The organism is Ramlibacter aquaticus (assembly GCF_015159745.1).
Taxonomy (GTDB): Bacteria; Pseudomonadota; Gammaproteobacteria; order Burkholderiales; family Burkholderiaceae_C; genus Ramlibacter; species Ramlibacter aquaticus.
The window spans coordinates 32,108-44,248 of the sequence record NZ_JADDOJ010000013.1; the positions used below are offsets into that span (position 1 = coordinate 32,108).

Sequence of the window (12,141 nt, forward strand, 5' to 3'; positions counted from 1 at the left end):
CAAGCTCATCCCCTCAGGCGGCCACCGAGGGCGGTGGCGATGCGCGCGACGACGGCGGCCACGGCCGCGTCGATCTGCTGGTCGGTCAGTGTCGCGTCCGCACTCGCCAGCGTCAAGCGCACGGCCAGGCTTTTTTCGCCCAGCGCGAGGCCCGCGCTGGCCTGCTTGGGCTTGTACACGTCGAACAGCTGCGCGTCGCGCAGCAGGCCGCCCGTCGGGGCGGAGCGGATCGCGCCCAGCACCGCATCGTGCGAGACCGCATCGGCCACGATCACGGCGATGTCACGCTGCACCGGCTGGAAGCGCGGCACCGGCTCGAAGGCGGGCACCTCGCGCTGCATCACGGCATCGAGATCGAGTTCGAACAGCACGGGGGCGTGGGCGAACTCCCAGGACTGGCGCCAGCGCGGGTGCAGTTCGCCCACCACGCCGACCTCGCGGCCGTCCAGCCACACCGAGGCGCAACGCCCCGGGTGCATGGCCGGATGCGCGGCGGCGCGGAATTCGGGCTTGCGCGGCGCGAGCAGTGCCTCGACGTCGCCCTTGGCGTCGTAGAAATCCACGGGCGTGGCCTTGCGGCCCCACTGCAGGCCGTCGGCGTCCCCGTAGGCCAGGCCGGCCACGCGCATCGGCTGGTGCACGCCGCGCACCGTGGTGTCGGTGGTCTGCACGCTGTCGTCGCGCAGGAAGACGCGGCCCAGTTCGAACACGCGCACGCGTTCGGCGCGGCGGTCCAGGTTGAAGCGCAGCACGCCCAGCAGCGAGCCGAGCAGCGTGGAGCGCATCACCGACATCGGGCTGGCAATCGGGTTGAGCAGGCGCACCGGCTTGGCATTGCCCGCCAGCTCCTGCTCCCAGCGCTCCTCGACGAAGCTGAAGTTGATGGTTTCCTGGTAGCCCAGGCCCGCCAGCAGGCGGCGCACGGCGAAGCGGCTGCGACGCGATTCGGGCGCGACGCGGGCCGTGGTCGGCGCGAGCGGCGGGGTCGTCGGCAGCTCGTTGTAGCCGATGATGCGCACCACCTCCTCGATCAGGTCTTCCTCGATGGCCAGGTCGAAGCGCCAGCTCGGCGGCGTGACGCGCAGCACGCCGCCCTCGCCTTCCACCGGGAACCCCAGGCGCGTGAGCGCCTCGCGGCAGCGGGCCTCGGTCAGCGGCATGCCGATCACCTGCGCAGCCCGCGCCACGCGCAGGGTCACCGGCTTGCGCTCGGGCAGCTGCAGCACCTGGTCGTCCATGGGGCCGGCCTCGCCGCCGCAGATCTCGAGGATCAGGCGGGTGATGTGCTCGATGTGCTCCACGGTCTGCGCCGGGTCCACGCCGCGCTCGAAGCGATGGCCGGCGTCGGTGGAGAAGTTGTAGCGGCGCGAGCGCCCCTGGATCGCCTCGGGCCACCAGAATGCGGCCTCGACGTAGACGTTGCGCGTGTCGTCGGACACGGCGGTCGCGTCGCCGCCCATGATGCCGGCCAGCGACTCCACGGCCTGGTCGTCGGCGATCACGCCGACCTTGCCGTCCACCGTCACCGTGTTGCCGTTGAGCAGCTTGAGGGCTTCACCCTCGCTGCCCCAGCGCACGTGCAGGCCGCCGTGGATCTTGTCCAGGTCGAAGATGTGCGAGGGCCGGCCGAACTCGAACATCACGTAGTTGGAGATGTCCACCAGCGCCGTCACGCTGCGCTGGCCGCAACGGGCCAGGCGGTCCACCATCCAGGCCGGCGTCTGCGCCTTCGTGTCGACGTTGCGGACCACGCGGCCGGAGAAGCGTCCGCACAGGTCGGGCGCAGAAACCTTCACCGGCAGGCGCGCATCGTTCGCGGGCGCCACCGGCGGAAACGACGGCGCCTTCAGAGGCGCCCCGGTGAGTGCGGACAGCTCGCGCGCCACGCCGTACACCGACAGCGCATGCGCCAGGTTGGGCGTGAGCTTGAGGGTGAAGATGTGGTCGTCGAGCTTCAGGACTTCGCGGATGTCCTGGCCCACCGGTGCGTCGGCGGCCAGCTCCAGCAGGCCGCCATGGTCTTCCGACAGCTGCAGTTCGCGCGCCGAGCACAGCATGCCCTGGCTCTCCACGCCGCGCAGCTTGCCCAGCTTGATCTGGAAGGGCTTGCCGTCTTCGCCGGGCGGCAGTTCGGCCCCCACCAGCGCGCAGGGCACGCGGATGCCAACGCGCGCGTTGGGCGCGCCGCACACGATGTTCAGCAGGCTGCCCTGCCCCACGTCCACCTGGCACACGCGCAGGCGGTCGGCGTTGGGATGCTGCACGGCGTCCTTGATCTCACCGACCACCACCTTGCTGAAAGGCGGCGCCGCAGGACGCAGTTCCTCCACCTCCAGCCCGCCCATGGTGAGCGTGTCGGCGATCTCTTGCGTGGTCAGCGGCGGGTTGCAGAACTCGCGCAGCCAGGACTCGGGAAATTGCATGATCTTTTTATCGGTTAAGTTGCGGCGCCCGTTCAAGGGCGCCGCGGAACCGGCTCCGCCGGGCCGCTGGTGCCGCCCCCTGGGGGGAGGCGCCGAAGGCGCATCGGGGGGTCATCTAAATTGCTTCAGGAAGCGGACATCGCCCTCGAAGAACAGGCGCAGGTCGTTGACGCCATAGCGCAGCATCGTCAAGCGGTCCGGGCCCATGCCGAAAGCAAAGCCGATGTAGCGCTCCGGGTCCAGCCCCATGTTGCGCACCACCGTCGGGTGCACCTGGCCGGAGCCGGCCACCTCCAGCCAGCGGCCGGCCAGCGGGCCGCTCTGGAACTGGATGTCGATCTCGGCGCTGGGCTCGGTGAACGGGAAGAAGCTGGGCCGGAAGCGCAGCGCCAGGTCGTCGCTCTCGAAGAAGGTGCGGCAGAAGTCGGTGAAGACGACCTTCAGGTCCTTGAAGCTCACGTTCTCGCCCAGCCACAGGCCTTCGCACTGGTGGAACATGGGCGAGTGGGTCGCATCGCTGTCCACGCGGTAGGTGCGGCCCGGCGCGATCACACGGATCTCGGGCATCGTGGCCTTGCCCGCGTGCTTCTTGATGTGCTGGTGGGCGTAGCGCACCTGCATCGGGCTGGTGTGCGGCCGCAGGTTGTACGGGATGCCATCGTCGCCCTGCAGGTCCACGTAGAAGGTGTCCTGCATGGAGCGCGCGGGGTGGTTGGGCGGGTTGTTCAGCGAGGTGAAGCTGTGCCAGTCGCTCTCGACTTCGGGGCCGTCGGCGACGTCGAAGCCCATGCTGGCGAAGATCTGCTCGATGCGCTCCAGCGTCAGGCTGACCGGGTGCAGGCCGCCGGGCTCGCGCAGGCGGCCGGGCAGCGAGACGTCCAGCGCCTCGGCCTGCAACTGGGCCTCCAGTTCGGCATCGGCCAGGGCCTGGCGGCGTGCGCCCAGGGCGGCCTCGATCGCCTGCTTGGCCGCGTTGATGGCGGCGCCACGCGTCTTCTTGTCTTCCACGCTGAGGGCGCCCATGCCCTTCATCAGCTCGGTGATGCGGCCGGACTTCCCGGTGAATTGCGCCTTGGCATTTTCCAGGTCCGCGGGCGTGCCGGCGCGGGCGAAGGCCTCGTGGGCGGCGGCGACGATGGAATCCAGCTCGTTCATGTCAAATTCCGGGCAGAGAAAAAGAAAGGGGCCAGCGCGCATGGCGGCCTGGCCCCTGTCCTGATGCGAGCGGCGCGCGAGGCGCCGCCGTGACTCAAGCGGCCAGCTTGGCCTTGACCTGCTCCACGATGCCGGCGAAAGCCGCCTTGTCGTGCACCGCGATGTCGGCGAGAACCTTGCGGTCGATCTCGATGCCGGCCTTGCGGATGCCGTTGGCGAACTGGCTGTACGTCATGCCGAGTTCACGGGCCGCCGCGTTGATACGGGCGATCCAGAGCTGGCGGAAGACGCGCTTCTTGGTGCGGCGGTCACGGTAGGCGTACTGGCCCGCCTTCATCACCGCCTGCTTGGCGATGCGGAAGACGTTGCCGCGGCGACCGCGGAAGCCCTTGGCGAGGGCGAGAACCTTCTTGTGGCGGGCGCGAGCCGTGACACCACGTTTGACGCGAGGCATGTGTTTTCTCCTTGTCCGTCAGTGATCAGAGGCCCGCGAACGGGAGCATCTGCGCCATGTGGCCCATGTTCGTCTCATGGACGTTCACGGCGCCGCGCAGGTGACGCTTGTTCTTGGTGGACTTCTTGGTCAGGATGTGGCGCTTGAACGCCTGGCCCCGCTTGACGGTGCCACCCGGACGGACGCGGAAACGCTTCTTCGCGCCGCTCTTGGTCTTCATCTTGGGCATGTAAATGCTCCACTTTCTCTACGTTGTGCTCGTGAGGCGTCGCGGGAGCGATCCCGCGCCTTGATGGCCCCGAGCCACTTGTCGGCGGTTGTTAGTGGAGCCGCCGCTCCGTTTCCAGTTTCAGGCCGACGCGGGTTGCGCGGATTCGGCCTGCGGCTTGGTCGCCTTCTGTTGCTGCTGCTTGCGGCTCGGCGCGATCATCATGATCATCTGCCGGCCTTCCAGCTTGGGGAACTGCTCGACCTGGATCAGGTCGGCCAGCTCGTCCCGGATACGGTTGAGCAGGGCCATGCCCAGCTCCTGGTGCGTGATCTCGCGGCCCCGGAAGCGCAGCGTGATCTTGCACTTGTCACCCTCCGCGAGGAAGCGGCGGATGTTGCGCATCTTGATGTTGTAGTCGCCTTCGTCGGTACCCGGACGGAACTTGACTTCCTTGATCTCGATGACCGTCTGCTTGGACTTCGCCTCGGCCGCCTTCTTCTGCTCCTGGTACTTGAACTTGCCGTAGTCCATGAGCCGGCAGACAGGGGGATTGGCGGTGGCGGCGATCTCGACGAGGTCGACGTCCAGCTCGCCCGCCATGCGCAGCGCCTCCTGAAGGCTCACGATGCCCAAGGGCTCGTTCTCGGGTCCGCTCAGGCGGACTTCGGGAGCCATGATCTCCCGGTTCAGGCGGTGCTTGCGTTCTTCGCGTTGGCGGCGGTCGCGGAAATCAGTAGCGATGGTCTCAGTTCCTGTTCAAAGGGCTGCCACACGGCAGCGAAACCGCCGCCGTGCGCGCTGGCAATAGCCTCGAACCCTCAGGGATTCAGCTTTTGTCCCGGATGTCCGCGGCGATGCGTTCGGAGAACGCCGCCAGGGGCATCACGCCGAGGTCCTGGTTGCCCCGGGCGCGCACTGCGACGGCACCAGCCGCCCGCTCCTTGTCGCCCACGACAAGGATGTAGGGCAGCTTTTGCATCGAGTGCTCCCGTATTTTATACGTAATTTTCTCGTTGCGCAGGTCAAGCTCAACCCTAAGCCCTTGATTTTGCAGCGAATTGGCCACGTCCCGGGCGTAATCCGCCTGGGAATCGGTGATGTTGAGCACCGCCACCTGCACCGGCGCGAGCCAGGCGGGCAGCGCGCCGGCGTGGTGTTCCACCAGCATGCCGATGAAGCGCTCCAGGCTGCCCACGATGGCGCGGTGGAGCATCACGGGATGGGCGCGGCCACTGGTCTCCGTGACGTATTCCGCCCCCAGGCGCTCGGCCGTGTTGAAGTCGACCTGCATGGTGCCGCATTGCCACTGGCGGCCGATCGCGTCCTTCAGCGTGTACTCGATCTTGGGGCCGTAGAAGGCGCCGTCGCCGGGCGAGATGACGAAGTCCACGCCCGAGCGGCGCAGCGCCTCCATGACGGCGTGCTCGGCCTTGTCCCAGAGCTCGTCCGAGCCCACGCGGTTCTCGGGCCGCGTCGCGACCTTGTAGAGGATGTCGGTGAAGCCGAAGTCCTTGTAGACCTGCTGCAGCTTGGTGGTGTAGGCCACGCATTCGTCCAGGATCTGGTCCTCGGTGACGAAGGCATGCCCGTCGTCCTGGGTGAAGCCGCGCACGCGCATGATGCCGTGCAGCGCGCCGGAGGGCTCGTTGCGGTGGCACTGGCCGAATTCACCGTAGCGCAACGGCAGGTCGCGGTAGCTGCGCAGGGACGACTTGAAGATCAGCACGTGGCCGGGGCAGTTCATCGGCTTGAGCGCGTAGTCCCGCTTCTCGCTCTCCGTCGTGAACATGTTCTCGCGGTAGTTCTGCCAGTGGCCGGTCTTCTCCCACAGGCTCTTGTCCAGGATCTGCGGGCCCTTGACCTCCTGGTAGCCGGTGTCCTTGTAGACCTGGCGCATGTACTGCTCCACCTGCTGCCAGATGGCCCAGCCCTTGGGGTGCCAGAACACCACGCCCGGCGCCACGTCGTCGATGTGGTACAGGTCCAGCTCGCGGCCGAGCTTGCGGTGGTCGCGCTTCTCGGCCTCCTCCAGCATCACCAGGTACTGCTGCAGCTCTTCCTTGCTGGCCCAGGCCGTGCCGTAGACCCGCTGCAGCATCTCGTTGCGGTGGTCGCCACGCCAGTAGGCGCCGGCCACCTTCATCAGCTTGAAGTGGCGCAGCTTGCCGGTGCTGGGCACGTGGGGGCCGCGGCACAGGTCCTCGAAGCCGCCCTCGCGGTACAGCGAGACGTCCTCGCCCTGCGGGATGCTGGCGATGATCTCGGCCTTGTACTGCTCGCCGATGGACTTGAAGTGGGCCACGGCCTCGTCGCGCGGCAGCACGCGGCGGGTCACGGGCTCGTCCTTCGCGGCCAGTTCGGCCATGCGCTTCTCGATGGCCTGCAGGTCCTCGGGCGTGAACGGGCGCTTGTAGGCGAAGTCGTAGTAGAAGCCGTTCTCGATCACCGGGCCGATGGTGACCTGGGCTTCGGGGAACAGTTCCTTGACCGCATAGGCCAGCAGGTGGGCCGTGGAGTGGCGGATCACCTCCAGGCCTTCCGGGTCCTTGGCGGTGACGATCGCGAGCTGCGCATCGCGCTCCATGCGGTAGGCGGTGTCCACCACCTTGCCGTCCACCTTGCCGGCGAGGGCGGCCTTGGCCAGGCCCGGGCCGATGGAGGCGGCCACCTCGGCGACGCTGACCGGGCCGGGGTACTGGCGCTGCGAGCCGTCGGGAAGCGTGACGTTGATCATGCGGGGAAATCCTGTGTCGGTGTTCTGGAAAAGAAAAAGCGCGGACCGCGGCCGCGCTTTCGTTCCAGGAAACCCTCGGGGATTCAGTGCACGCGCGACCGCCCGGCCCTTCAGGGGGCCGTCAACCCTTTGCTGGAAGTTCGCGGTGTCATAACCAACGTGCCTTTCTCGCCCTTGTTGATCGCCTGGGAAAGATCGATTCTAACCTTGGGCACCCAAGAAAAAAGGGCCGGGGATCGCCCGGCCCTTTCCCTGCATCGGCTGCTCCAGGGGCTGGGCCCCCGGGACAGCTTCAAGCCGCCTTCTTCTCGTCGAAGAACTGCGCATCTTCCGTGGAGCCCTTGAGCGCCGCGGTGGAGGCATTCGCCTCGATGGTCGTCGTCACGGCGTCGAAGTATCCGGTACCCACTTCGCGCTGGTGCTTGACCGCCGTAAAACCCTTGTCGGCAGCGGCGAATTCGGCCTGCTGCAGTTCAACGAAGGCGCTCATCTGGTTGCGTGCGTAGCCGTAGGCCAGGTTGAACATGGAGTAGTTCAGGCTGTGGAAGCCGGCCAGCGTGATGAACTGGAACTTGTAGCCCATGGCGCCCAGTTCCTTCTGGAACTTCGCGATGGTGGCGTCGTCCAGGTTCTTCTTCCAGTTGAACGAGGGCGAGCAGTTGTAGGCCAGCAGCTTGCCGGGGAACTTGGCATGGATCGCGTCGGCGAAGTCCTTGGCGAACTTCAGGTCGGGCGTGCCGGTCTCGCACCAGATCAGGTCGGCGTATTCGGCGTAGGCCAGGCCGCGGCTGATGGCCTGCTCGATGCCGTTGCGGCTGCGGTAGAAGCCCTCGACCGTGCGCTCGCCGGTGAAGAAGGCCTTGTCGTTCTCGTCCACGTCGGTGGTCACCAGGTCGGCGGCTTCCGCGTCGGTGCGGGCCAGCAGCACGGTGGGGGTGCCCATCACGTCGGCGGCCAGGCGGGCAGCCACGAGCTTGGACACGGCCTCACGGGTGGGCACCAGCACCTTGCCGCCCATGTGGCCGCACTTCTTGGCAGCCGCCAGCTGGTCTTCGAAGTGCACGCCCGCGGCGCCCGCTTCGATCATGGCCTTCATCAGCTCGAAGGCGTTCAGCACGCCGCCGAAGCCGGCTTCCGCGTCCGCCACGATGGGGGCGAAGTAGTCCACGTAGCCTTCGTCACCAGGGCCCTTGCCTTCGCTCCACTGGATCTGGTCGGCACGGGCGAACGTGCTGTTGATCTTCTTCACCACCTTCGGCACGGAGTCCACCGAGTACAGCGACTGGTCGGGGTACATCTCGCCGTTGCTGTTGGCATCGCCGGCCACCTGCCAGCCGGACAGGTAGATGGCCTTCAGGCCGGCCTTGACCTGCTGCATGGCCTGGTTGCCCGTCAGCGCGCCCAGGGAGTTGACGAAGGGCTCGGTGTTGATCAGGTTCCACAGCTTCTCGGCACCGCGCTTGGCCAGCGTGTGGTCGATGTGCAGCGAACCACGCAGGCGCACCACGTCGGCGGCGCTGTAGCCGCGCTTGATGCCCTTCCAGCGCGGGTTCTCCGCCCAGTCCTTCTCGAGTTGGGCGATCTGCTGTTCGCGGGTCAGGTGGGTCCAGTTGCTCATGGCGTTCACTCCGTTGAAGTTGGCAAGGGGGCGGAACCGGGTTTCAGGGCCGATGCCGATGGAATGAACTTTAAGTCTTCTACAAGAGTTGTGGAAGCTCTTATGTCTTATACAAGACAAAAAATATTTCGTTTTAAATCAATGATCTTCAGCCGTCTTTCCTCAATGTGGAATTTAATTTCTTGTATTGAGAAATTTTGGCGCGCCGCACCATTGTCGTGTTCCGTATAGTGAAAAGCATTTTTACAGCTGCGCACAGCGCATCCAGTCGCCATGCGCCACGGGCGCCCGCCCCTGCACGCGTGCCGCGTTGATCTCGTAGACCAGGCAGGTGAGGCTGCGGCCCTGCACCTGCACGAGAACCTCGCGCTTGAAGTACTCGCTGTGCTCGCCCTCCTCGATGCCCTCGATGCGGTCCAGCACCGCCTCCAGGGCGGGCGTGATCGCATAGACCTCACCCAGCACCGCCTGGGGCGCATCGCCGCCCAGCCGAAGCCCCGGGTAGGCGCCCAGGGTGTAGAGCGTGCCTTGCACCTGCGCCATGCCCACCGGCTGCGGCGCGGGCTGCAGCCGGTTGATGTCGTTGCTGCCGCCGCGGCGCAGCGTGCCGTAGACGAAGACGTGGCGGGCCTGGGGCATGATCTCGGCGTGCTGTTCCATGCCTCCCATTGTCGATGAGCCCCCGCCTGGCGCGCCCCCTGGCCTACGCTTGCCTGGCCTTGAGCATGTCCCTGGTGGGCAGCTACGTGGCCCTGTCCAAGCCGCTGGCCGCGGCCTTCCCCGTCTTCGTGCTGGCCTGGCTGCGCTTCGGCATCGGCGGACTCGCGATGCTGCACTGGCTGCGCAAGCCCTTCGGGGAAGCGCCCATGACGCCGCAGACCCGGCGCCTGCTGTTCCTCGAGTCCTTTCTCGGCAACTTCCTGTTCTCGCTGTGCATGCTGTTCGGCGTGAGCCTGACCAGCGCGGTCGCGGCGGGCGTGATCATGGCCGCCATCCCTGGCGCCGTCGCCGTGCTCAGCTGGGCCTTCCTGCGCGAGCGCGTGGCGCCCCGCACCTGGGTCGCCGTGGCCTGCGCGATCGGCGGCATCTCGCTGCTGGGTCTGGCGCGCGGCGGGCCCGGGCCCGCGCAGGGACATGCCTGGCTGGGCAACCTGCTGCTGGTCGGCGCCGTGCTCTGCGAGGCGTCCTACGCGGTCATCGGCAAGAAGCTCACGGGGGTGCTCTCGCCCCGACGCATCACGGCGCTCATCAACCTGTGGGGCTTCGCCCTGGTCACGCCCCTGGGCGTCTGGGGCGCGCTGCGCTTCGACTTCACGAGCGTGCGGCCGGGCCTGTGGCTGCTGCTCGTGTTCTACGCGCTGGCCGCCAGCGTGTGGACCGTGTGGTTGTGGATGACCGGGCTGAAGACGGTGCCGGCGTCCCAGGGCGGTGTGTTCACCGTGATGCTGCCGGTCTCGGCCGCGCTGGTCGGGGTGTTCGTGCTGGGCGAGCCGGTGGGCCCCCTGCAGCTGGCCGCCTTCGGCCTCGCACTGGCGAGCGTGCTGCTCGCCACGCTTCCCCTCAGGCGAGCTTCGCAGCGCTGAGCACGACGCCGTCCTCGTCGGCGTAGAGCCAGTCGCCGGTGCGCACCACCACGCCCTGGATCTCCACCGGTTCGCCGGCCTGGCCCTCGCCGCGCTTGGCGGTGCGCATGGGAACCAGGGCCATGGCCTTCACCGGGATGCCGGCGGCGCGCAGCTCGGCCAGGTCGCGCACGGCGCCGTGCACCACCAGCCCGGCCCAGCCGTTCTTCGCCGCCAGGCTGGCCAGGTTGCCGCCCACCAGGGCCCGGCGCAGCGAGCCGCCACCGTCCACCACCAGCACGCGGCCCAGGCCCGGCTGCGCCACGGCCTCGCGCACGCGGGAGTTGTCCTCGGGGCAGCGCAGGGTCAGCACCTCGCCGCAGAAGCGGGCCGAGCTGCCGAAATCGCTGAACACGGGCGGCAGCACGCGGAAGCTGCCGGAGCGGTCGTCCTCGTGCGAATCGCAGAGGTCGCAGGTGCTGAACTGGGTCATGGGATGGGCGTTTCTCGAGGGGAAATCGTGCTCGCGAGCATAGCGGGAAAGCCATTCGCGACAGCCGCTTGCGAGGCCCTGCTCGGGTGCCACCTGAGCTGCGCGGGTCACCGCGCGGCCCGCGCACCGGCCCTCGCCGCGCGTCTTCCCTGGGGCAGCCGCAGCGTCCGCACCCTGCTTCCCAGAGGGAAAAGCGCTCTTCTCCAGAGGGAAAAAAACGACATCCCCCAATGAAAAAGCGCTTCTTCCGCTTGGAAACGCGTTTTTTCTCCAGTAGCATCCGCCTTGCCAGAGGGGTGATCTCCCAATGGTGGTCAATCAACTTCTAGAAGAGGAAATCAATCATGGCAACTGCAAAGAAGGCTGCGAAGAAGGCCGCTCCCGCGAAGAAGGCCCCCGCCAAGAAGGCCGCCGCCCCGGCGAAGAAGGCCGCCGCGAAGAAGGCCCCGGCCAAGAAGGCCGCGCCGGCGAAGAAGGCCGCCGCCCCCGCGAAGAAGGCTGTCGCGAAGAAGGCAGCGCCGGCCAAGAAGGCCGCCGCGAAGAAGGCGCCCGCCAAGAAGCGCACCCCGAACGCCGCGTTCATGAAGGCGCTCACGCCCAGCGCGCAACTGGCGGCCGTGGTCGGCAACGCGCCCCTGCCCCGCACCGAAGTGGTCAGCAAGCTGTGGGCCTACATCAAGAAGAACAAGCTGCAGGACAGCGTCAACAAGCGCATGGTCAACGCCGACGCCAAGCTGAAGGAAATCTTCGGCAAGGCCCAGGTCTCCATGTTCGAGATGGCCGGCCTGATCGGCAAGCACGTCAAGTGATGCCGCGCGGCTCGCGCCGCGTTGCACAGGGAAGCCGGCGCAAGCCGGCTTTTTTCATGGTGGCGCTGCGATCCCGCCGGGGCCGGCTGCGCCTTCGTCAGCCGGTGCGGCCCTGCCCGAGCAGCGCGTCGCGCAGGCCGGGCTCGGAGGTGGCCGGGCCCAGCCAGATGCCAAAGAAGCGGCGGGCGAACTCGGCGTCGTCGATCTCGCCCACGCTGCGCCCGTTGACGAGGAAGCGCGCGCCCTTGCCCGGCAGGTACACCCCGGCGACGCGGTCGCCCGGCGCCACATCCGGCAGCAGCGTGCGCAGCTGGCCCTCCCAGCGTTCGGCCTGGGCCGGCGGCAGTTCCCCGGCGCGCTCGATCTCCTGCAGCGAGCGCCGCGCGATGTCGCCGGCACGGAAGGCACGCTGGTATTCCAGCTCGAGCGCGAAGGGCTGCTGGCTCCAGTCCTGCGCCGACAGCTTGCGCGACGACCACAGCCGGGCGTCGTAGATCAGCAGGCCGAACCAGCGCAGCTGGCCCTGCCCCACCAGCGAGGAGGGACCCAGCACGCTCGCGAGCGATGCAGGGGGCCGCAGCTGCTGCGCAGCGGCAGCGCAGGCCAGACAGAGCACGAGGGCGCCCAGGGCGCGTTGCAGGCCGTTGCGGTTCATCGGCCGGATTGTGGGCATGGCCCCGGT

General features: G+C 67.7%; 12 protein-coding genes. 2 read left to right on the plus strand and 10 right to left on the minus strand.

The annotated features are described in order from the left end of the window. Positions 1-5 precede the first annotated feature (5 nt). The 8 genes from pheT to IM725_RS05085 all read right to left on the minus strand — a co-directional run bounded on the left by pheT (position 6) and on the right by IM725_RS05085 (position 9,255). Positions 6-2,423 carry a phenylalanine--tRNA ligase subunit beta gene (gene pheT / locus IM725_RS05050; protein WP_193779484.1) on the minus strand — a complete coding sequence of 806 codons (2,418 nt, stop codon included), beginning with the start codon at positions 2,421-2,423 and terminating at the stop codon, positions 6-8. Between the two features lie 111 nt (positions 2,424-2,534). After that, positions 2,535-3,578: a phenylalanine--tRNA ligase subunit alpha gene (gene pheS / locus IM725_RS05055; protein ID WP_193779485.1), complete on the minus strand. Its 1,044-nt coding sequence runs from the start codon at positions 3,576-3,578 to the stop codon at positions 2,535-2,537. Positions 3,579-3,672: 94 nt separating this feature from the next. Further along, positions 3,673-4,032: a 50S ribosomal protein L20 gene (gene rplT, locus IM725_RS05060; RefSeq protein WP_193779486.1), complete on the minus strand. Its 360-nt coding sequence runs from the start codon at positions 4,030-4,032 to the stop codon at positions 3,673-3,675. A gap of 25 nt (positions 4,033-4,057) precedes the next feature. Beyond that, positions 4,058-4,261, minus strand: a complete 204-nt coding sequence (gene rpmI / locus IM725_RS05065) for a 50S ribosomal protein L35 (protein WP_054021249.1) — start codon at positions 4,259-4,261, stop codon at positions 4,058-4,060. A 120-nt stretch (positions 4,262-4,381) separates the two neighbouring features. After that, entirely contained in the window at positions 4,382-4,984 is a 603-nt protein-coding gene (gene infC / locus IM725_RS05070; RefSeq protein WP_193779514.1) for a translation initiation factor IF-3, read from the minus strand. A gap of 85 nt (positions 4,985-5,069) precedes the next feature. Then, positions 5,070-6,977 (minus strand): threonine--tRNA ligase, encoded by a 1,908-nt coding sequence (thrS, locus tag IM725_RS05075; RefSeq protein ID WP_193779487.1) that lies wholly within the window; start codon positions 6,975-6,977, stop codon positions 5,070-5,072. 292 nt (positions 6,978-7,269) lie between these two features. Further along, entirely contained in the window at positions 7,270-8,577 is a 1,308-nt protein-coding gene (aceA, locus tag IM725_RS05080; protein WP_193779515.1) for an isocitrate lyase, read from the minus strand. A 261-nt stretch (positions 8,578-8,838) separates the two neighbouring features. Further along, positions 8,839-9,255 carry a gamma-glutamylcyclotransferase family protein gene (locus IM725_RS05085; protein ID WP_193779488.1) on the minus strand — a complete coding sequence of 139 codons (417 nt, stop codon included), beginning with the start codon at positions 9,253-9,255 and terminating at the stop codon, positions 8,839-8,841. Between the two features lie 65 nt (positions 9,256-9,320). Here IM725_RS05085 and IM725_RS05090 point away from each other — a divergent pair, with 65 nt between their 5' ends. Next, positions 9,321-10,178, plus strand: coding sequence for a DMT family transporter (locus tag IM725_RS05090; RefSeq protein WP_407692501.1), 858 nt, complete (start codon positions 9,321-9,323; stop codon positions 10,176-10,178). On the opposite strand, the gene rraA is transcribed toward IM725_RS05090, so the two are convergent. Next, positions 10,156-10,650, minus strand: coding sequence for a ribonuclease E activity regulator RraA (gene rraA / locus IM725_RS05095; protein ID WP_193779490.1), 495 nt, complete (start codon positions 10,648-10,650; stop codon positions 10,156-10,158). The genes IM725_RS05090 and rraA overlap by 23 nt on opposite strands. A 344-nt stretch (positions 10,651-10,994) precedes the next feature. On the opposite strand from rraA, the gene IM725_RS05100 reads away from it, so the two are divergent. Further along, positions 10,995-11,459 (plus strand): SWIB/MDM2 domain-containing protein, encoded by a 465-nt coding sequence (locus tag IM725_RS05100; protein WP_193779491.1) that lies wholly within the window; start codon positions 10,995-10,997, stop codon positions 11,457-11,459. A 97-nt stretch (positions 11,460-11,556) separates the two neighbouring features. Here IM725_RS05100 and IM725_RS05105 read toward each other — a convergent pair whose 3' ends face one another. Then, on the minus strand, positions 11,557-12,114 hold the full coding sequence (locus IM725_RS05105) for a chalcone isomerase family protein (RefSeq protein ID WP_193779492.1): 558 nt from the start codon (positions 12,112-12,114) through the stop codon (positions 11,557-11,559). Positions 12,115-12,141 lie beyond the last annotated feature (27 nt).